Origin of the sequence: Bacillus sp. EKM501B (genome assembly GCF_011800505.1) — a bacterium.
In the GTDB taxonomy this organism is placed as follows: domain Bacteria; phylum Bacillota; class Bacilli; order Bacillales; family Bacillaceae_G; genus Bacillus_A; species Bacillus_A cereus.
This window is the reverse complement of sequence record NZ_JAALFZ010000019.1, coordinates 22,366-42,836: the sequence shown is the minus strand read 5'-3', so window position 1 is coordinate 42,836 and position 20,471 is coordinate 22,366. Positions and strand designations below refer to the sequence as shown.

Sequence of the window (20,471 nt, the reverse complement as noted above, 5' to 3'; positions counted from 1 at the left end):
AAGAAAGTCTAAAGAAATGTTGAATGAGCGACATTTCTTTTTTTATTTGTTGTATAATCAAAATGTAAATGAGATTCGTTTTCAATTTCGTTCATTACCTCTTTTGAAATTACCTGTAATTTTAGCCATAATTAGCTGTTTTTCTTTATTGTTAGTTGCATGATTTATTTTATTTAAAAATTTTTCAGCATCATTTCCTTTTAATGCCATAATCTGTTTTCTGTAATATTCAATTAATAACATGTTATTTTTTTGTTATCCGATAATGAAACATCTTATCATCTAAACGATTGCGTTTATCGGTGTTTTTCATATTACATCTCCATTCTTTTTAGTATGTAACAAATGTTACAAAAGAATTTGAAATTATATTGTAATGCATCCGATTGTATGTTGGAAATTTTGCAAGAAAGAAATACAATAGAGAGTAGTCAAAATTGAAAGTGAGAAAAAGGAATCTAGTTTTAACAGAGTGAATATTAAATAATATTATAATATACTTGATAATTAAAAGATATAAAATAGAATGGATGTACGTTAAGTGAAACTAGATAAAAGAGGGCTCCTAGTATGTTAAAGAAATGGTTAATCATTTTCTTTATTTTTGCTGTTTTTTGTGGAAGTGTTGTTACACTAATACATGCAAATAAAGGAAAAAAATATGATGCAAAGGCATTTTCTAATGTAAATAGTAAGCAAAAAGATGTTAAGCAGGAAATTGATGCGAATGAGAAAAAGCGTTATGAAATTGCAGCTGGAAAACTAGATCAGTACTTAAAAGATAAAGGATTTAATGGGAGTGTTCTTGTAGCAAGTAAAGGTCATGTCATTTTACGAAAAGGCTACGGTTATGCGAATGTGAAAGATCAAGTACTAACAACGCCAAGAACGAAATATCGCATTGGCTCTATTACGAAAACAGTTGTTGCAATATCTATTATGCAACTAAAAGAAAAAGGGAAGTTGAACATTGAAGACAATGTAAATAAATATATCCAATCGTTTCCAGCAGATAAAAACATTACGTTACGAAACTTGTTAACACATACGTCTGGATTACCAGAACAGGGACAAGGTAGTGTTGACGCAGCATCACGGTTAAAATTAGTAACGTGGATTGGGGCACAAACGTTACAATTTCCAGCAGGGACAGGATGGAAATATACAGATTATAATTATATGGTGCTTGCATATATTGTAGAAAAAATATCAAATAAACCACTTGCTGAATATGTGAAAGAAAATATTTTGAATCCTGTTGAAATGCATGAATCTGGAATGGGCGCAACACTCCCAGAAGATATTTTCTTAGCAGAAGGGTATACGAAAAAAGATAATAAGTTAATAGCCACACCTCGCTTAAAAATGAACTGGCTGTATGGTTGTGGTGAAATGTATACGACTGTTGAAGATATGAAAAAGTTAGATGAAGCTATTATGGATGGTAAACTACTTTCTAAACAAAGTGTATCAGATATGTTTTCTGCATCACCTGCAAGAAAATATGGATTTAGTTTCTATATTTACCCAGATTATTATCATAACCACGGTGTATTAGCTGGTTGGAACACATTTAATAATTTTAACTGGGATAAACGAACGTTTGTCATATTATTTTCTAACGTCCAAAATGGTATGAATGATGCATTTAATCAAGAATTTAGGAAAATGGCGAATGATTTAATAGAAGGAAAGGGAATATAAAAAAGAGCCTCTAGCGAGAGGCTCTTTTTTATAGAGCTGAAAACTCCTCAACAAGTTGAGTGAATTGTTTCAATGCACTTTCAATCGGTTCTGGCGTTGTTAAATCGACGCCAGCTTTTTTCAATAAGTTTAATGGGTAGTCTGAACTTCCGCCTTTAAGGAATTCAATATAATTTTTCTGAGCATTCGGCTCACCGCTTAATAGTTTATCAGCGATTTGAATGGCAGATGCGAATCCAGTTGCATATTTGTATACGTAAAACGGGCGATAGAAATGAGGGATTCTAGCCCATCCGTATTTTACTTCTTCATCAAATACAAGTGAATCACCGTTATATTCTTTAAATAGCTTTTCATAAATTTCACTGAAGACTTGTGCATGTAATGGTTTACCTTGTTCAGCCATTTCGTGTGTGATTTTTTCAAATTCTGCAAACATAATTTGTGTAAAGAAAGTACCTTTAAATTTCTCAATAAAATGGTTAACTAAATGGTTACGCACGTTCGTATCTTTTGCTTCTTTTAATAAATAGTGAATTAATAACACTTCATTTACTGTAGAAGCGACTTCTGCGACAAAGATAGAATAATGTGCAGAAATTCTTGGTTGGTATCCATGTGAATAGTGCGTATGCATACCGTGACCGCATTCATGAGTAAGAGTGAACAGGCTGTTTAAATCATCGTGATGATTTAAAAGAATGAAAGGATGAACGCCGTATACACCAAAGTTATAAGCACCAGAACGTTTCCCTGGTGTTTCTCTTACGTCTATATATCTTTTATCTTTAAAACTTTTTAATGTCTCAATATATTCTTCTCCTAAAGGAGCTAGTGATGCAATCATAATGTCAAATGCTTCACTATATGGGATGTCTTGTTTTGCACCTTCTACTAAATCGACGCCTAAGTCGTATTGTCTTAGTTCATCTACGTTTAATTTTTCTTTTCGAATTTCATTGTATGTATGTAATGTTTGAATGTTTTTTTTCGTTGTATCAATTAGGTTTTCATATACTTCTTTTGGAACCATATCGCCAAATAATGATTTCTCTAGCGCTGATGGATAGTTTCTTAATTTCGAAACAGTAACATTATTTTTAATAGCAGCGGATAAAGTAGATGCTATGGAATTCTTTAACTGAACATATGGTTTGTAATATGCTTTATAAGCTTCTTTACGCTTTTCACGATTCGTATCTTCTATTAACTTTGCATACATTCCGCGTGTTAAGTTCACTTTTTCTCCATCGTCAGTCGTCACTTCACCAAATAATATATCTGCATTATTTAACATACCAAATGTGTGCTGTGGAGAAGAAAGAGCTTCACCCATTCGTGATAAAATTTCTTCTTGGTCCTTATTTAATACGTGTTTTTTATAACGGTATAATTCAAATAAGTCTTCTTTATAATATTGTAAGCCTTCTGTTTCTTCTATGTAAGAATGTAATGTGTTTTCGTCTATGCTAAGTAAGAAGGGGGAAAAGAAAGATTTCGCTGCACTTACTTTCACGTGTAATTGTGATACTTTATCGACAAGAGATTGCGCGTCAGTATCGCGTGTATCAAGGTCAGATTGTAATCGTGCATAAGCGAACATTAAAGATATTATGCTAGAAACTTCTTCACTCTTCGTTAAATAAGCTAATAAACTATTGCCATCGTGAATATTTCCATTAAACTCGTGTAATTCCTTCGTTAATACTTCAATTTTATGAAAATCACTTTCCCAATCTTCAATTGTATGGTAAATGTCTGTTAAATCCCATTTTTCTATATCAGCTACTTGTAATCGATCTTTAAGTTCTGTCATAATCATTTCCTTTCTAAACATGTAGTTATATTTCTATATAACTATGAAATACAACAAATTGCAAAAAATCCCTGCTGAAAATTGAAAAGCCCTGCTGAAATAACAAGGCTTACTTACTTATAGTGTAATTCCGAATTTTGAATGTAAAAGGTTTGTATATTGCATGTCTGTAACGGTTTCTTTCGTTTTTTTACCATTTTTTGCTACTGTAAGGCTATCTTTCGTTAAAGAGGCATGCCCATCTTCAGTTAGTTTTACAATAAGAGGTACTTTATTAAAGGGTGATCCTTCATGTTCAACGATAATTTTTTGTGCTGTATTTGCTTTTTCTTCATCCACTTCTTCTATATAAAATGCATAGCCTAACGTCCAATCATCAGCAGAAGATTGATCCAAGAACTCATTGTTTTTCCGCATCTCTAAAATGTAGTTTCCCTTTTCGGTCATTTCTTTACGAATACGATAATCTCCTGTAATAGAGTGAATGACTTCACCTGAGAAAGGGACAGGGGCAAGAGGTAAGTATGATCCGAATCCTACTTCAATTAAATAAAGTTCATTATGATGTGTTAAAACGGTTGCGATATGGCCAGAATCAACAGCCCATATGGAGTTTGCAGCGTTATAAACTGTTCCTGAAACGAGATGAACATCAAATCCAGAATCTTTCAGGAAGTAATACATAGTAGGGTTGAGTTCATAACAAAGACCGCCACGGTTATTTACTAAAATTTTCTCTTTCAAATTTTCTTTTGATATTTCTTTAAAATTCTTTTCGAGAATATTTAAGTTTTCAAAAGGAACAGTTTGTGCCATTGCGTACATAATGTTAGATAAATCTTCAAATGAAACTGTGTCTTTTTCTTCTATATGTAATCGTGCGAAAAATTGTTTTTGAAAGTCTGTCATCGAAATCCCTCCGTTATGCTTTTATAGGTAAATTGTAAACAATCTTGAATAGGATGTGAAATTAAAACTACGTTGAATATTTGAAATTAGATTAAAAATAATATGAGAGAGTGAGAGATTGCTACTTTACTAACGGTGGGACGAATATTATAATAATTCTGATAAACTATGCAAACGCTTTCTTGGAAGGGAATGGTGTACAGATGTTTAAAAGAATAACAATAGTCGGATTGTCAGTTGTTATGTTTTTACCTAGTATATATGAGGGGAGTAAAGCATATGCAGATACAGTTAACAATGGAACGTTAATGCAGTATTTTGAGTGGTATGCTCCGAATGATGGGAATCATTGGAATCGTTTGCGTACTGATGCTGAAAATTTAGCGGAAAAAGGAATTACATCTGTTTGGATACCACCTGCATATAAAGGAACTACGCAAAATGACGTAGGATATGGAGCATATGATTTATATGATCTGGGGGAATTCAATCAAAAGGGAACAGTGCGGACGAAATATGGGACGAAAGCACAATTGAAATCTGCAATTGACGCTTTACATAAGAAAAACATCGATGTATACGGTGATGTAGTTATGAATCATAAAGGTGGGGCTGATTATACAGAAACTGTCACAGCAGTTGAGGTAGACCCGAGCAATCGGAATATTGAAGTATCAGGTGATTATGAAATTAGTGCGTGGACGGGATTTAACTTTCCAGGGCGTGGAGATTCTTATTCTAATTTCAAATGGAAATGGTATCATTTTGACGGAACGGATTGGGATGAAGGAAGGAAATTAAACCGAATTTATAAATTTAGGGGCATAGGTAAAGCATGGGACTGGGAAGTGTCTAGCGAGAATGGGAATTATGATTATTTGATGTATGCGGATCTTGATTTTGATCATCCAGATGTTGCGAATGAAATGAAAAAATGGGGAACGTGGTATGCGAATGAATTAAATTTAGATGGTTTTCGTTTAGATGCTGTTAAACATATTAATCATGAATATTTGCGCGATTGGGTAAATCACGTTAGACAGCAAACAGGGAAAGAAATGTTTACAGTAGCTGAATATTGGCAAAATGATATCCAGACTTTAAATAATTATTTAGCGAAGGTTAATTATAATCAATCTGTGTTCGATGCACCACTTCATTATAATTTTCATTATGCTTCAACAGGAAATGGAAATTATGATATGAGAAATATTTTAAAAGGAACGGTAGTTGCGAATCATCCTACACTTGCGGTTACTCTAGTTGAAAATCATGATTCACAGCCTGGTCAGTCATTGGAATCTGTAGTGAGCCCTTGGTTCAAGCCGCTGGCATATGCATTTATTTTAACGCGTGCAGAGGGGTATCCTTCTGTTTTCTATGGTGATTACTATGGTACAAAAGGAAATAGTAACTATGAAATTCCAGCGTTAAAGGATAAAATTGATCCGATTTTGACGGCACGAAAAAACTTTGCATATGGTACGCAGCGTGATTATTTTGATCATCCAGATGTGATTGGCTGGACAAGAGAAGGTGATAGTGTACATGCTAATTCTGGTTTAGCAACATTAATCTCTGATGGACCAGGAGGGTCAAAGTGGATGGATGTTGGGAAGAATAACGCAGGTGAAGTATGGTACGATATTACGGGTAATCAAACAAATACTGTAACAATTAATAAGGATGGTTGGGGACAATTCCAAGTAAGTGGAGGATCAGTTTCCATATATGTTCAGCAGTAATTTGGTGATGAAAAAGAAGAGGTAGACTGAAATATAAGTTTTCCTCTTCTTTTTTACATTCTGTATAGTTATAAAAGTATGACACCTTTACTTCTCACGTAACATATAGTATGATGATTTCAATAAATTAGATTTCAATGACTATAATATAAATTAATGAGAGGTGCTTTTTGTGAGTGCGGTAGGTATTAAATAGGAAAAATTTAATGAAATAAATCGGATAAGACCAGGGGATTTTTATGTACATCATACCCCTAATTTTGTCATGCATTTATTTCAAAACCTATGAAGATACCTACAATACTTTATAAAGCGTGTAATAAGGGACTGCCATCTATTTTTTATGGCTTATTTCCTCATATGTTATTACAAATGCCTTGTAAATGTAAAAGCTGCGGTATCCCCGCAGCTTTTTTGTATATATTTTTATTGTATAATTATGGAATTTTATATATGACTCATTGGAATCTAATGAGTAGGTATCTTCATTTATGATAAAAATCAATCATAGTGAGGAGAAACAAAATGAATACGATGACTTTTGAAAAGCTACAATATAACGAATTAAAGGATATAGTGAAATCTTATTGTGTAAGTGGATTAGGTAAGGAATTATTAAACAAATTAGAGCCGAGTACGAGTATAAAAGTAGTGAGAAATCGGTTGAATGAAACGACAGAAGCACGAGCTATATTAGATGCAGAAGGGCATGTTCCTTTCTTCGGCATTTCTAATATTGCTAGTACAATTCAAAAATTAGAAAAAGGGATGATTTTAGATCCAGAAGAATTAGTCAGTGTTTCAGACTTTTTACGCGGATGTAGAAAGATTAAAAAGTTTATGTTAGATAAAGAATTTTTTGCACCAGTATTAGCTTCTTATGCAAATTCAATGACTGAATATAAAAGTATTGAAGAGGAAATTAACTTTTCAATTAAAGGAAATAGTATTGATGCAGCTGCAAGTAAAGAGTTAAAACGAATTCGAAATAATATCGATTCTGTAGATGGGAAAATAAAAGAACGTTTAACGAAGTTTTTAAATAGTAGTGCAAATAAGAAATTCATTCAGGAATTCTTTATTAGTAAAAAGGATGACCGTTATACGATTCCAATTAAATCTTCCTATAAAAACCAAGTTGCTGGAAGTATTATTGAAGCCTCGGCAAAAGGTTCTACTGTATTTATAGAACCGCATACGGTTACGAAATTGAATGCGGAACTAGCGGGTTTGAAAGCAGAAGAAGCGGTTGAAGAATATCAAATTTTAGCGACTTTATCAGGAATGGTGTTAGAAAACATTTATAGTATAAAGATTAATATGGAGCTAATTAGTCAGTATGATATGGTATTTGCAAAAGCGAAGTTTAGTAAATCGATTGATGGAATAGAACCGAAGTTAAATGATCATGGCTACATTCATTTAGTGAATTGTAAGCATCCGCTTTTAACAGGGCAAGTTGTACCCTTAAATTTTAAAATTGGTCAAGAGTATCGTAGTTTAATTATTACAGGGCCGAATGCGGGCGGAAAGACAATTGTGTTAAAAACGATTGGATTGTTAACATTAGCTACAATGTCAGGTCTTCATATTGCAGGAGATAAAGGTACAGAAATCGCTATTTTTGAAAATGTATTTGTAGATATTGGTGATAATCAAAGTATCGAAAACGCATTAAGTACATTTTCATCTCATATGAAAAATCTTTCTGAGATTATGAGGATGTCAAATAATAATACGTTACTTTTATTTGATGAAATAGGAAGCGGTACAGAACCGAATGAAGGTGCAGCACTTGCAATATCTATTTTAGAAGAGTTGTACCTTACGGGATGTATTACCGTTGCGAGTACGCATTACGGAGAAATTAAACGATTCTCAGAAATGCACGATGACTTTATGAATGCAGCGATGCAGTTTAATAGTGAAACGCTAGAGCCGCTTTATAAATTAGTTATCGGAAAATCAGGAGAAAGTAATGCACTTTGGATTGCGAATAAAATGAGCGTAAAAGAACATGTGCTGAAAAGAGCGAAAGAGTACATGGGAAATAAAGAATACGCTTTAGAAAAAGTGAATGAAAGTAAAATTAGAAAACCGAAATTTGTACAAGAAAAAAGAGAATTTCATTATGAGTACAAAATCGGCGATCGTGTGAATTTATTAGATTATGATGATTTTGGTATCATCTATAAGGAAAAAGATAATTTTTATAACGTCGTTGTATATTATAACGGTGAATTCGTTGAAGTAAATGTAAAACGTATTACTTTAGAGGTAGCAGCGAAGGAGTTATATCCAGAGGGATACGATTTAAATACACTATTTGTCGATTATAAAGAGAGAAAAATGCAACACGATATTGAGCGCGGATCGAAAAAAGCACTTCGTAAAATTCAAAAAGAAATAAGAAAGAATAGAGGATAAGTTAAAATGGTAACGATTAGACAAGAACAAAAAAATGATTATAGAAAAACAGAAGAAGTTGTAAAAGAAGCATTTTTACATGAAGAGTTTAGTGATAAAAAGGAACATGAACTTGTAAAACGTATTAGAGAGTGTGACGCATTTATTCCAGAGTTATCAATCGTTGCAGTAGATGAGGAAATAGTCGGTCACATTATGTTATCTAAAATTGCGATAGAACAAGATGGAACTTCTGTAGAATCGTTAGCACTTGCACCAGTTTCAGTTGCTAGGGGCCATCAGAAGAAAGGAATTGGTGGAAAACTGATTACGGCTGCTTTAGAAAAAGCGAAACAACTTGGATACGGATCAGTTGTAGTATTAGGACATCCAGAGTACTACCCGAAATTTGGTTTTAAGAAAGCAAGTGAGTGGAATGTAAAAGCACTGTTTGAAGTGCCTGAAGAGGTATTTATGATAATGGAATTAACAGAAAATTCTCTTCGAGGTGTAGAAGGAATTGTACAATATTCGAGTGCTTTTGCTGAATAGGAGTACCAGTTAAGAAATGTAATCATAAAAGATGCTATCTTTTTGTATGGATATACAGAAAGATAGCTTTTTTTATTAAGCGGATCTACTGACGTATATTTTGCTCAATGAATAATTGAGGTGGTAAAATTGATATAGAAACGTAAAGGGAGAGAATGAAATGAATAAGCGAGAAACACATAGCAATGAGAATGTAGTGACGTTATATGTTACAAGACACGGTAAAACAATATTAAATACGAATCATCGCGCGCAAGGTTGGGCAGATTCTCCTTTAGTAGAAAGAGGTGTTGAAGTTGCCACAAATTTAGGAACAGGATTAAAAGATATTCATTTTATGAATGCGTATAGTAGTGATAGCGGCCGCGCAATTGAAACTGCTAATTTAGTATTAAAATATAGTGAGCAATCAAAATTAAAACTTGAGCAAAGAAAAGATTTGCGAGAATTAAATTTCGGTATTTTTGAAGGTGAAAAACTTGAGAATATGTGGGATGTGGTTGGAAAAGCTGCAGGCGTTGCATCACCAGAAGAACTCTTGAAGCTTTCTATTCAAGAAGTGATTAATCTTATTAGAGTAGCAGATCCGACAAAACAGGCGGAAGATTGGGAATTGTTTTCTACTCGTATAAAAACAGAGATAGATAAAATTAGTGAAGAAGCTGCTGAAAATGGTGGCGGTAACGTCTTAGTTGTCGTTCATGGGCTTTTGATTACTACCTTAATAGAAATGTTAGACAGTAGCAAAACAAAACTTGGAGTGGAAAATGCTAGCGTGACGAAGATTGTATATCAAGATGGAACATACACAGTGGAGTCGGTTGGAGATATGAGTTATGTTGCAAAAGGGAAAGAAAGTGTGGAAATATAATACTATCTTAAATAGATATAAGAAAAGGAAGTTAGTAAAATCTAGCTTCCTTTTTATTTTTTAGTGCATCATTTATAAGGTTATATTGGGATATTATAATGAAACTTTCTATTGTGTAGAACGTTTCTTTGTTCAACAATCGGGTCATTTAATTGAATAAGGGCGTATTTTTTTGAATAGGACCACTTTGTTAAAAAGGATACATCCAATTTTTAGCGAATACAGGGTTATAAATAAGAAAAAGTGGTGAGATAAATAGGAAAAGAATGTAATTCCTTTTTGGACAATAAAACGGAAAAATGTATAATTAACAGACTTCAGAGCGCGGGTTGTGTTTTCGCAGAAGAAGAGACCCGGTTACTTATTTCAGCAGCCCGAACTCCAGAGGAGCTCAAGAGAATGGTGGAAATGCGAGCCAATGGTTTGCCACTTGAATATGTTGTTGGATACGCAGAATTTTGTGGGTTGCGGATAGAAGTGGACCGAGGTGTTTTCGTACCTCGTCAACGTACCGAGTTTCTTGTTCGCCAAGCAGAAGCTCTGTTATGCTTTGGTGATATCGTCGTTGATCTATGTTGCGGTTCAGGTGCTGTGGGTGTAGCTCTGGCGGCAGCTTTAGGACGAATTGAATTGTATTCTGTTGACATTGATCCTGTCGCAGTACGATGTGCTAGACGCAACGTAACAAATTTCGGTGGCCATGTTTTTGAAGGTGACTTGTATAAAGCTTTGCCTCACGCACTTAAAGGCCATGTGAATACCCTAGTTGCAAACGTACCTTATGTTCCTACCGAGACAATAAAGCTGCTTCCACAGGAGGCCCGTCTACATGAACCGAAAATGGCGCTAGACGGAGGAGAGGATGGACTCGACATTCAGCGAAGAGTAGCAAAAGAAGCATTTCTCTGGCTCGCATCGGGAGGGCATCTTTTAATAGAGACGAGTGAAATGCAGGCAACTCAGACTTTTGAAATCTTTGCTGGTGCTGGGCTTACCACGAAAGTGACTAGAGATGAGGAATTAGATGCCACTGTTGTTATAGGATCAAAATCTAGTTTTTAGCTTAAATCGGTACGTAGCCTTATTCATAAATAAAAATGATAATTTTCTAGCAATATACAAATAAAAGAACATATACAATTAAAGGGAGTTTTAATTGAGAAAAGAGCTCAAAAATTATTCGAGTGATACATGGGATCGTTATTTGAAGAAGTAAGGACATAACATATTAGTTATATAAAATATGTTATGTCCTTTCATTTATCAATTTTTTTCACTATAGGTCTTCACAAAATTTTAATCTAGCTTTCTTTTCATTTTATGAATTATGGGATCAATAAAATCTTCCCAGTACTTTTTCTGCTCTCTAATAATTCATGTGCACGGGCACCGTCTTGTAAAGAGAATGTAGTAGGACTTGCAATGTTCAATTTTCCAGTAGCGATCCAATCAAATAATTGAGTAGAGCGCTGCTTACGTTCTTCAAAAGTAGTAAGTACGTTCCAAAGGTCTCCGCCAGTTAAAGTTTTCGAAGTATCCATAAGCATACGTGGATCAATGGGCGCAGGATTACCACCGGCCATTCCGTAAAATACGACAGTACCACCGATTTTAGTAGCGTTAAAACTTTCCTCAAGTGTAGAGCCTACTGATTCATATACAACATTTACTCCAGTACCGTTTGTTATTTCAAGTACTTTTGAATGCCATTTTTCAGTATATAAAAATACGTGATCAGCCCCAACTAACGTGGCTACTTTGGTTTTTTCGGTTGATGACGTAAGACCGATTACTGTTCCACCCTGTAGTTTAATCATTTGAATAAGAAGTTGACCAACGCCACCAGCCGCAGCATGGACTAAAGCTGTATCACCTTGTTTTATTTGATAGCTATCTTTCGTTAAATAATGTGCCGTTAGACCTTGCAATAAGATAGAAGCGGCTGTTTCAAAAGAAATTGAATCTGGAAGCGGGATTGCTTTTTCTGCTGGAACGGCAACTAATTCTGCATTTGCGAATGGAACGTCAGCAAATGCAATACGGTCTCCAGGATTGATAGTAGTAACGTTAGCACCTACTTCTTCAACGATACCAGCGCCTTCATAACCTAATATATAAGGAGGGTTACCAGCGAGGTGATAATCACCACGGCGTCTATAAATATCTGCGAAATTTAGACCGATTGCTTTCGTGCGGATAAGAATTTCATTTGGATTAATGATTGGATCAGGGATTTCTTTATATTGAAGTACATCAGCATCTCCGAATGTTTCGAAACAAAGTGCTTTCATATGGAATACCTCCATTTTATTGTTTGTCGATGCTCTTTATCATACAATATAAATATCAATAGACAAAGAGGATTATTTCGATGAAATCAATCGGAAATATCGATTGAAAAAGAGGGATGATAAATGGAGATAAAACAATTAATTACATTTAAAGTAGCAGCAGATACTTTGAACTTTACACAAACTGCGAAGAAATTAAACTTTGCTCAATCGAGCGTTACAGCACAAATTAAAACGTTAGAGGCTGAGCTCGGTACACCACTATTTGAGAGATTAGGGAAACGTCTTTTCTTAACTGAAGCAGGAAGAAAGTTTCAACTATATGCAGACAAGATAATCGCACTTAGTAACGAAGCAAAGACGGCCGTGAAAGATGATGAGGAAATAGCAGGTACGTTAATAATTGGTGCACAAGAAAGTCAATGTACATACAGACTGCCTTCTATATTAAAGAGGTTTAAAATACAATTCCCCAAAATAAAGCTTATATTTAAACCAGCACATTCCAATAAAGATGCGAAGGAACAATTGATGGAGGGAAAATTAGATCTTGCATTTATTTTGGACGAATGTAAAACAGAAGATGTTTTACATGTGGAACCACTTATGAAAGAAGAATTAAAAGTAGTAGCTGCTCCAGGGCATATTTTACTTGAACAGACTACTGTTTCTATAAAAGATTTAGAGAGTGAAACACTTTTATTAACAGAATTAGGCTGCTCATATAGAACTTTATTTGAAGAGCTATTTCGCGGGGAAGATCTATATCCAGCAAATAAAATTGAGTTTGTTAGTGTGGAAGCAATTAAACAATGTGTTATTGCAGATTTAGGTATAGCCGTTTTACCAGCGATAGTAGTAGAAAAAGATATACGGGAAGGGACGTTAAAGGAGTTAATGTTAAACGAAACAATACCTCCAATTTATACACAAATTGCTTGGCATAAAGATAAATGGATGACAGCACCACTGCAGCAATTTATTGATGTAACGAGGGAGTTTTTTACAACAAATTAAGTGGAGAAATATTTATTTTATATAAAAGAAAAAATGGCAATTTTGTATAAAAGAACCGATGCTTGCATGTAACAAGTATCGGTTCTTTTATAGTTGAAATAAAGGATGCTATAAAATGTGTATTTCTCAACTTTTTTTCTTACAAGGATAAGTAAAGTTCTTCGTATATTCCAATAATCATAAGGGAATTTACAACGTTAATTCGTTTTTGTAAGATGCCTCTAGGAAGCATGGAAGGAGGGCTGACACAGCAGTATAGGTTGTGTTTAGTATACATAATCATTTTGAGGGGGAATTAAAAATGTTTAAAAAGTTAATGAAAGTATGTGTGTTAAGTGTAGCGAGTGTAGGGGTATTATTTAGTTTTCAAGAAAGTACATTTGCAGCTACTGATCTGAGTAGCTATTATGACGGAAAAAATCCAGCAACAACGAAAGTATACGGGGGAAGTACAACATGTGATGCAGATGGATTTAATGCAAAGTCTACAGCAGTTTATGAAGGTAGTAAAAAAGTAGGAACAGTGTATTTACGTTACAGTAATACATGTCATGCGGCATGGTCTAAGCTTGTTTTAGATCAACCAGCACCTTCTGTTTCTGGAGGAGTATATGCTTACGCTGTTATTAATAAATATAAAAATGGTGTATTCCAAAAATCAGTAGATTCTAATAGTGGTAATGGAGCAATTAAAACGGGGCAAACGAGCACTTATACAGGAATGGTGTTTGATTTAACTGCTGATTTTGGTTATACAGCTGATGCCGAAGCAGTGACGATTAATAATGGTTACGGGAAAACTGGACGTTATTAATAAAGGAGTGGAATCCTGTGAAACTTATTAAAAAGGTAAGCGCATGTCTTTGTCTGGCATTGCTCGTCGTAACTAGTGTGTTTAGTACGACCAATAATGATAAAGCATTTGCAGAAGACCATTCGTATGATGGGAAAAGTCCGTATTACAATAGTTGTGATCAATCAGCAGTAACGAAAGAAAAGAAGTGGATTGATTCAAATTCTTATGTGGAATTAAAATTTAGCACGACGTGTAAAACAGCGTGGGCAAAAGTTACTGTAACTCGCCTGGCAGTTTATAATAATGAAGCTGATGCAAGGATTGTTAGAAAAACAGATGGAAAGGCATACACTTGCGGAAGTGCTGGAGGAAATGGTGTTGTAAATAAAGGGCAAACATCATGCTATACGCCAATGGTATATGATTTAGATCCAAGAAAAGCACAAGCGCAGGGGAAACATGCAATTCCGAATAGTGATGCATATAATTATGCGGAGACTATTTGGTATTGATACGATTATACATGTTTTAAGAGCTGTTATTTGATATAAAAATGAAAGAGCCTTACTGCATTTTATTGTGGTAAGGTTCTTTAAAATTGTTTAATAGATTAAGTACATTCATTTACAAAGGTCTCTCTATATAATCGCTTTTAAGTATGGCCATAATAATTTCATCTGAGTATGTATCGTTATAAAATAAAGATTGACGTAAGGTTCCTTCTTTTGCAAAACCAACTTTTTCATAAGCTTTAATTCCGCGTAAATTATGGCTAAATACTTCTAACTGTAAACGATTTAATGATAGTTGTTCAAAAACAAATCTTAAAACTATTTTAATAGCTTCAGTTCCATAACCTTGTCCTGTTAATGCTATTGAAAGCATTGATATTCTGAATCCTGCTCTTTTGTTCTCCTCATCGATATCTAAAATCGACAACTCTCCAATCATCTCTTCAGTACTTTGTAAACAAATAGCGAAATCATAGCGACTTGAATCATTATTTATATGATCTATATGTTTCGTAATTTGCTCCAATGAAAAAGTGGACTTAGTTCCAGTCATATATCTTATTTCATCATCCATTGTACTTTCTAATATAATAGGAGCATCTAGCTGGTAAAGAGGCCTTAAATAAATTCTTTCGCTCTCTAATCTCATTATAATTTTCTCCTTTAGTTAGTAATTGAATGTATAAATACTTAAACTTTCTTCAATGAGTTACATAAAAAATATGAACCTTAATTCGATGTTACATGAATTTTATAATGGTATGGTATACCTAAAACAAATAATAAAAGTTTTATACACAACAAAATGTATCAACGAGTTTTTTGATCATACTATTATTCTTGCTGCTCATTCCGCTTTGAAATGAACACGAATGTATTAACTAAGGTCTGTATCAGGAGGAGTATATCCAAGGTGCCTAGCCATTGATACAATTTGTCCTTTATGATGAAACTCATGAGTTTCCGTATGAGTTAAAAGCCATAGCGGAGTTGTACTCCAAGGCTCTTTTTGCCACTTTACTTCATTTGCAATATTTTCGAGCCAACGGTCATTGTATTCATCTAAAAAACGTTGTACAGTCTCATCTACTAACTTAAATCTAGCGCGAACTTTTTTCACATCTGCATGCTCAATTTCGTAATCGCTAGCAAATGAAAAGTCTACTCGCTTTTGTTTAAATGCGAATGATCCAAGCCAGTATCGGTAGCAATCGGCTACATGAATATGAGTCTTTATAATGCTACCGCTCCCGAAATTAGGAACTGTGCTATGTAATTTTTCTACTGGGATTTCTTCCAAAAACGAAAATAGAGTTTCTCTTGTAGAGCTAATAAGATTATATTGCTGTTTTAAAACATGTAACATGAAATTAACACTCCTCTTTTATTTACTAAACTATTTGTGTAATAAGTAATTCTATATGTACGAGAGGTGAACCTTTTTATTATTTTTACTAAGCATATTAGATGTATTTCTTCATTGTTTCTGATAGATTAAACAAAGTGAAACTTTAATGAATTGAACATTCTTAGTTCATAATAAAATGTACATGAAGAAGGAGAACGATAAAATGAATAGAATAATTGGTCTAAAACAATTTGAAATAACGCGCGGGGCATTACTTAAATTTATGGAGACGCTAGATGATAAAATTGCAGATACGCAGCCAGAGGGTTTTAACAATACAATTCGTTGGCATATCGGTCATGTATTAACGGCAGCAGAAGTTTTCATGTTTGGAAAAGAATTCAAACAATTACCAACTGAATATCCAGGTATGTTTGGATATGGATCAAGACCATCTAAATGGACAACAGAAGGACCATCATTAGAAGTGTTAACGGTCCAATTAAAAGAACAAGCAAAACGTATTAAAGAAATTCCAGCAGAAGCATTTGAAAATAAACTGCCAGAGCCATTTCTAGGATTGGAAACAGTTGGTGAGCTTTACGGTATGATGCTTTATCATGAAGCTGATCATATTGGACAAATGAAGGCGATGGAACGTATTATTAAAGCTCTTTAGTCTTAATTGCATATAACAAGCAATACAGGTGTAATGTTAAATGATATAAACAAAAAAGGTAGATAAATTATTATCTACCTTTTTTGTTTAACTTCTTGAAGGATTAGGGATTATCATCGTGATGCTGATGAAGAAGGATAAGAGGATTTTATAATTTTTATGGTGTGATTATTAATTGTAGTATTCCTAAATATGGAATATAAGTATAATGATAGAGAAGAACTAGAAATAGGGGTGAATACTATGATTACATTAGAGCAAAAGTTGGAGCAATATAAACATACATATGTACAGTTAAAGGGAGAACTAAAATGGAAAACGAGCGATTCTCGAACAGGAATGATGATTGCTGCTATGTATGCAGGTAGTGATAAACTGTTTGATCTCGGACGTTTTTTAGAAATTAGTAGTTATATTAAGAATCAGGTAGGGATGTTTTCATACTTAAAGTCTTATCATCGTTTTGTAGTGGCAGCAACATTAGATATTCACTTTACAGATTACAAGAAAGCTTTTCGGGAGTTTTTAGATTTATATGAACAATTGGTCACTGGTGGGTTTAGCCGGAGTATATTTACTTATCTCGCAGCAGCTGTACTTTTAACAGAAGAAAATGAACAGCATGGCGCGCACATTCAACGCTCGATGCAAGTATATAAACGCATGAAAAAGGATCACCTCTTTCTTACAAGTACAAATGATTATCCGCTCGCGGTTTTATTAGCAGGACAATCAGAGAATGTAGACACACTTATGGACCGAGTGGAACGCCTTTATCAGAAACTAGCGACAGCTGGTTTGCATAAAGGGAATGATCTTCAATTTTTGAGTCATATTCTTTCACTAAAGAAGGATGTCAGGGAAGAACTGTTAGTCGCAAAATGCACAAATATATGGAATTTGTTAAAGCAAGAAAAGGTAAAAGTAAAACAGATGCATTACCCAGCTATCGGGTTACTAGCGTTACTCGAGGATGGAGAAAAAGAGATTCATTCTATTAGAGCATTTATTGAAAAATTGCAGGGGGATAAATTGTTCCGTTGGCATACAGATACAAATATTCTTATTGCTATTCAACTGTTCGTAAGTCAGAAAGGTGAGGAAAGTAAAACTACCAACACAGGTTTACAAACAATGATAGAAGTCCTCATACAAGCACAACAGGCTGCTATGATGGCAACGATTGCCGCTTCATCTGCAGCAACATCTTCTGCTAGTAGTAGTTCATAATGTGCAACTGCTTATACTCTTGTAAATTATAACTCCTTTGATAAGGTTGGTTTAAAAAATATTACTAAAAAAAAGCCCATCACTCTCTAATGATTGATGGGCTAACTGTTTTTACATAATTAGCATTATCTTTTTGATTGCTTCAAATGTTTGAGCTGCGTGACAATCATAATGCTAATAACAACGAGTAAAAACCATGAACTAATTTTGCTTAAGTGAATGAGATTCCATGTTTCCCGTTGATTTGGATATTGCCATGCTCCGAAAAATGTTGCGATATTCTCTGCAATCCAAATGAAGAAACCGATAAGGAAAAAGGAGAGAACGAGTGGCATTTTATATGTAACGCCTTGTAATGAAAATTGTACAAATGTGTGTGTGAAAACAATGAATAGTAGAAAAGTAAAAAAATAGTTTGCTATTTAAAAAAAGTGGGGATATAATATCTAAATGAAAATGATAATTATTATCAATAGTAATTATAAATAAAAAATAATTACAAAAAACAACTGAATATAAAGGATGAAATGAAACATGTTACATAAGTCTACTGTACATGCTGGTAATAACCGCTGGATACATATTAAGTTCATATGTTTCATGAGCTTAACAATTTTATGTTTAATTGGATCTATATTTTTAGCCATTTCATTTGGTGCAAAAGATATTCATGTACAAACGGTGTGGGCAGCGGTTTTGGATTATAATCCGAAACTAACACAGCACCAAATTATTTATGAATTAAGGCTCCCGAGAGTAATTGGAGCAGCAGTTGTAGGGGCAGCTTTTGCGGTTGCTGGTGCTGTTATGCAAGGTGTAACACGAAATCCTTTAGCTGATGCAGGTGTACTCGGAATAAATGCAGGTGCGATGTTTGTAGTAGCACTTAGTTTTGCTTTTTTCCCACATATGCCGTATTCCTATTTAATGATTGTTTCCTTTATTGGAGCTGTCTTAAGTACAGTGCTTATTTTTGTTATTGGATCAGCAACATCAGGCGGGTTAACACCAATGAGGTTAACGATTGCTGGAGCGGTTATGGCAGCACTTTTACATTCATTAAGTTCAGGTGTTGCGATTTATTATGATTTAAGCCAAGATTTAGCGTTTTGGTATGCTGGTGGTGTTGCAGGGGTTAAGTGGGAACACTTGAAATTTTTAGTCCCTATTATTCTTATAACGATTATTTTCGCGACAATGCTAGGGAGATCTATTTCACTCATATCAATGGGAGATGATGTTGCTACAAATTTAGGAGTGAAAACGAACCGAACGAGAATACTAGGGATGATTATAGTAGTTATTCTGGCAGGTGTTTCTGTTTCAGCTGTTGGTTCTATTGGATTTGTAGGACTAGTTATCCCGCACATTGCTAGAAAATTAGTTGGTGTTAATTATAGACTCATTATTCCTATGTCAGCATTATTAGGAGCTATGTTATTAGTTGTAGCTGATTTAGGGGCAAGAACAGTAAACCCTCCTAAGGAACTTGCGATAGGGATTATGGTAGCTCTTGTTGGAGTTCCGTTCTTCCTCTATATAGCACGTAAAGTTGGGAGGGAGTTATAAGTGAAGGATCTTTTTAACAAGGATAAAAAGAGAGCTATTACTGTAACTACAATCTTCGGATGTATAAGTATCGCTGTAATTTTAATTAGTTTAAATACAGGGACACTGAGTATAGCGCCACTTAGAGTAATTGAAACACTTTTGGGTTATGGTAATTTTGAGAGTGCAACCGTGCTATATGATTATCGTATGCCAAGAATAATAATCACGATGTTAGCCGGTATTGGTCTTGGTATTTCCGGTGCGATTTTGCAAGGGTTATCACGGAATGCACTTGCAGATCCTGGTATTTTAGGGTTGCATTCCGGTGCATCTTTCGGTCTTATCGTATTTGTTACTCTCTTTCATTCTATTAATGAGAATGCATCGATTTTAATACCGTTATTTACATTTGGCGGAGGGGTATTAGCTGCATTTCTTATTATTTTACTTGCGAGTGATCGGTCGAAAGGTTTACTTCCCATTAGACTTATTCTCGTTGGTATTGCAGTTTCAGCTGGCTTTAGTGCAATTTCGTTATTTTTCTCTCTCAAGTTAAATGATGAGACGTATACATTCGCTTCTAGATGGCTAGTTGGTAACGTGTGGGGAAGGGATTGGATTCATGTCTTTGCATTATTACCTTGGATTTTCATACTAACCCCTTATGCGTGGCTAAAATCTAAAACGTTAAATGCATTGTCACTAGGTGATAGTGTAGCAGCAGGACTTGGTGTTCCTGTTCAAAAAGAACGGTTATTACTTTTAGCTACAGCGGTTGGATTATCTTGCGGGAGTGTATCGATGGCAGGAGGAATTGGTTTTATCGGTTTAGTTGCTCCGCATATCGCAAGGAAGTTAGTAGGTACTACATATCAACACTTTCTTCCTTTAGCTGGCATTATCGGAATGATTATTTTAGTGCTAGCAGATACGATAGGTCGTTCTATATTTGAGCCAAACTCTATTCCAGCTGGTGTAGTAGTGGCAGCTTTAGGAGCACCGTATTTTCTTTATTTACTTACAAAAACAAAATAAATACTTCAA

General features: G+C 34.4%; 18 protein-coding genes and 2 pseudogenes. 13 read left to right on the top strand and 7 right to left on the bottom strand.

The window, feature by feature from the left end; translation table 11 throughout:
• Window positions 1–81: 81 nt before the first annotated feature.
• Window positions 82–313 (bottom strand): annotated as a pseudogene (locus tag HFD78_RS24200) (hypothetical protein).
• A gap of 257 nt (window positions 314–570) precedes the next feature.
• Between HFD78_RS24200 and HFD78_RS24195 the strand changes: the two are divergent.
• Window positions 571–1,704, top strand: coding sequence for a serine hydrolase domain-containing protein (locus HFD78_RS24195; protein ID WP_000915167.1), 1,134 nt, complete (start codon window positions 571–573; stop codon window positions 1,702–1,704).
• 28 nt (window positions 1,705–1,732) lie between these two features.
• Here HFD78_RS24195 and pepF read toward each other — a convergent pair whose 3' ends face one another.
• Window positions 1,733–3,520, bottom strand: coding sequence for an oligoendopeptidase F (pepF, locus tag HFD78_RS24190; RefSeq protein ID WP_097814398.1), 1,788 nt, complete (start codon window positions 3,518–3,520; stop codon window positions 1,733–1,735).
• A 117-nt stretch (window positions 3,521–3,637) separates the two neighbouring features.
• Window positions 3,638–4,429 carry an arylamine N-acetyltransferase family protein gene (locus HFD78_RS24185; RefSeq protein WP_000129195.1) on the bottom strand — a complete coding sequence of 264 codons (792 nt, stop codon included), beginning with the start codon at window positions 4,427–4,429 and terminating at the stop codon, window positions 3,638–3,640.
• Between the two features lie 203 nt (window positions 4,430–4,632).
• Here HFD78_RS24185 and amyS point away from each other — a divergent pair, with 203 nt between their 5' ends.
• From amyS to HFD78_RS24160, 5 genes are all read left to right on the top strand, one after another.
• Window positions 4,633–6,174 carry an alpha-amylase gene (amyS, locus tag HFD78_RS24180; protein WP_097814397.1) on the top strand — a complete coding sequence of 514 codons (1,542 nt, stop codon included), beginning with the start codon at window positions 4,633–4,635 and terminating at the stop codon, window positions 6,172–6,174.
• 525 nt (window positions 6,175–6,699) lie between these two features.
• Entirely contained in the window at window positions 6,700–8,601 is a 1,902-nt protein-coding gene (locus tag HFD78_RS24175) for an endonuclease MutS2 (protein WP_001095188.1), read from the top strand.
• A 6-nt stretch (window positions 8,602–8,607) separates the two neighbouring features.
• Window positions 8,608–9,132 (top strand): GNAT family N-acetyltransferase, encoded by a 525-nt coding sequence (locus HFD78_RS24170; RefSeq protein ID WP_000256464.1) that lies wholly within the window; start codon window positions 8,608–8,610, stop codon window positions 9,130–9,132.
• A gap of 160 nt (window positions 9,133–9,292) precedes the next feature.
• Window positions 9,293–10,003 carry a histidine phosphatase family protein gene (locus HFD78_RS24165; protein ID WP_001042056.1) on the top strand — a complete coding sequence of 237 codons (711 nt, stop codon included), beginning with the start codon at window positions 9,293–9,295 and terminating at the stop codon, window positions 10,001–10,003.
• A gap of 279 nt (window positions 10,004–10,282) precedes the next feature.
• Window positions 10,283–11,065, top strand: a complete 783-nt coding sequence (locus tag HFD78_RS24160) for a putative protein N(5)-glutamine methyltransferase (RefSeq protein ID WP_080024545.1) — start codon at window positions 10,283–10,285, stop codon at window positions 11,063–11,065.
• 263 nt (window positions 11,066–11,328) lie between these two features.
• Here HFD78_RS24160 and HFD78_RS24155 read toward each other — a convergent pair whose 3' ends face one another.
• Window positions 11,329–12,294, bottom strand: a complete 966-nt coding sequence (locus HFD78_RS24155) for a quinone oxidoreductase family protein (protein ID WP_000645261.1) — start codon at window positions 12,292–12,294, stop codon at window positions 11,329–11,331.
• 123 nt (window positions 12,295–12,417) lie between these two features.
• Here HFD78_RS24155 and HFD78_RS24150 point away from each other — a divergent pair, with 123 nt between their 5' ends.
• From HFD78_RS24150 to HFD78_RS24140, 3 genes are all read left to right on the top strand, one after another.
• Window positions 12,418–13,311, top strand: coding sequence for a LysR family transcriptional regulator (locus HFD78_RS24150; protein WP_097863096.1), 894 nt, complete (start codon window positions 12,418–12,420; stop codon window positions 13,309–13,311).
• Window positions 13,312–13,612: 301 nt separating this feature from the next.
• Window positions 13,613–14,125: a DUF2690 domain-containing protein gene (locus HFD78_RS24145; RefSeq protein WP_000473748.1), complete on the top strand. Its 513-nt coding sequence runs from the start codon at window positions 13,613–13,615 to the stop codon at window positions 14,123–14,125.
• Window positions 14,126–14,142: 17 nt separating this feature from the next.
• Window positions 14,143–14,619 (top strand): DUF2690 domain-containing protein, encoded by a 477-nt coding sequence (locus tag HFD78_RS24140; RefSeq protein WP_000767004.1) that lies wholly within the window; start codon window positions 14,143–14,145, stop codon window positions 14,617–14,619.
• A gap of 112 nt (window positions 14,620–14,731) precedes the next feature.
• On the opposite strand, the gene HFD78_RS24135 is transcribed toward HFD78_RS24140, so the two are convergent.
• Together HFD78_RS24135 and HFD78_RS24130 are read right to left on the bottom strand one after the other, a co-directional pair.
• Window positions 14,732–15,268 (bottom strand): GNAT family N-acetyltransferase, encoded by a 537-nt coding sequence (locus HFD78_RS24135; protein ID WP_097814395.1) that lies wholly within the window; start codon window positions 15,266–15,268, stop codon window positions 14,732–14,734.
• Between the two features lie 228 nt (window positions 15,269–15,496).
• On the bottom strand, window positions 15,497–15,985 hold the full coding sequence (locus HFD78_RS24130; protein WP_000903460.1) for a DinB family protein: 489 nt from the start codon (window positions 15,983–15,985) through the stop codon (window positions 15,497–15,499).
• A gap of 184 nt (window positions 15,986–16,169) precedes the next feature.
• Between HFD78_RS24130 and HFD78_RS24125 the strand changes: the two genes are divergently transcribed.
• A complete protein-coding gene (locus HFD78_RS24125; protein WP_002196761.1) occupies window positions 16,170–16,646 on the top strand; it encodes a DinB family protein in 477 nt (158 codons plus the stop codon).
• A 192-nt stretch (window positions 16,647–16,838) separates the two neighbouring features.
• On the top strand, window positions 16,839–17,876 hold the full coding sequence (locus HFD78_RS24120; RefSeq protein WP_002196760.1) for a DUF4003 domain-containing protein: 1,038 nt from the start codon (window positions 16,839–16,841) through the stop codon (window positions 17,874–17,876).
• Between the two features lie 125 nt (window positions 17,877–18,001).
• On the opposite strand, the pseudogene HFD78_RS24115 reads toward HFD78_RS24120, so the two are convergent.
• Window positions 18,002–18,289, bottom strand: a pseudogene (locus HFD78_RS24115) (DUF817 family protein); the annotation flags it as partial.
• 121 nt (window positions 18,290–18,410) lie between these two features.
• Between HFD78_RS24115 and HFD78_RS24110 the strand changes: the two are divergent.
• Together HFD78_RS24110 and HFD78_RS24105 are read left to right on the top strand one after the other, a co-directional pair.
• Complete coding sequence (locus HFD78_RS24110; protein WP_000902730.1) at window positions 18,411–19,445, top strand: FecCD family ABC transporter permease; 1,035 nt, start codon at window positions 18,411–18,413, stop codon at window positions 19,443–19,445.
• A complete protein-coding gene (locus HFD78_RS24105; protein ID WP_000653809.1) occupies window positions 19,446–20,462 on the top strand; it encodes a FecCD family ABC transporter permease in 1,017 nt (338 codons plus the stop codon). It abuts the gene before it with no gap.
• Window positions 20,463–20,471: the final 9 nt, after the last annotated feature.

Coding starts and splice junctions, on each gene's coding strand:
- HFD78_RS24195 (WP_000915167.1), top strand. CDS start 571: ATGTTAAAGAAATGGTTAATCATTTTCTTTATTTTTGCTGTTTTTTGT.
- pepF (WP_097814398.1), bottom strand. CDS start 3,520: ATGACAGAACTTAAAGATCGATTACAAGTAGCTGATATAGAAAAATGG.
- HFD78_RS24185 (WP_000129195.1), bottom strand. CDS start 4,429: ATGACAGACTTTCAAAAACAATTTTTCGCACGATTACATATAGAAGAA.
- amyS (WP_097814397.1), top strand. CDS start 4,633: ATGTTTAAAAGAATAACAATAGTCGGATTGTCAGTTGTTATGTTTTTA.
- HFD78_RS24175 (WP_001095188.1), top strand. CDS start 6,700: ATGAATACGATGACTTTTGAAAAGCTACAATATAACGAATTAAAGGAT.
- HFD78_RS24170 (WP_000256464.1), top strand. CDS start 8,608: ATGGTAACGATTAGACAAGAACAAAAAAATGATTATAGAAAAACAGAA.
- HFD78_RS24165 (WP_001042056.1), top strand. CDS start 9,293: ATGAATAAGCGAGAAACACATAGCAATGAGAATGTAGTGACGTTATAT.
- HFD78_RS24155 (WP_000645261.1), bottom strand. CDS start 12,294: ATGAAAGCACTTTGTTTCGAAACATTCGGAGATGCTGATGTACTTCAA.
- HFD78_RS24150 (WP_097863096.1), top strand. CDS start 12,418: ATGGAGATAAAACAATTAATTACATTTAAAGTAGCAGCAGATACTTTG.
- HFD78_RS24145 (WP_000473748.1), top strand. CDS start 13,613: ATGTTTAAAAAGTTAATGAAAGTATGTGTGTTAAGTGTAGCGAGTGTA.
- HFD78_RS24135 (WP_097814395.1), bottom strand. CDS start 15,268: ATGAGATTAGAGAGCGAAAGAATTTATTTAAGGCCTCTTTACCAGCTA.
- HFD78_RS24130 (WP_000903460.1), bottom strand. CDS start 15,985: ATGTTACATGTTTTAAAACAGCAATATAATCTTATTAGCTCTACAAGA.
- HFD78_RS24125 (WP_002196761.1), top strand. CDS start 16,170: ATGAAGAAGGAGAACGATAAAATGAATAGAATAATTGGTCTAAAACAA.
- HFD78_RS24120 (WP_002196760.1), top strand. CDS start 16,839: ATGGAATATAAGTATAATGATAGAGAAGAACTAGAAATAGGGGTGAAT.
- HFD78_RS24110 (WP_000902730.1), top strand. CDS start 18,411: ATGTTACATAAGTCTACTGTACATGCTGGTAATAACCGCTGGATACAT.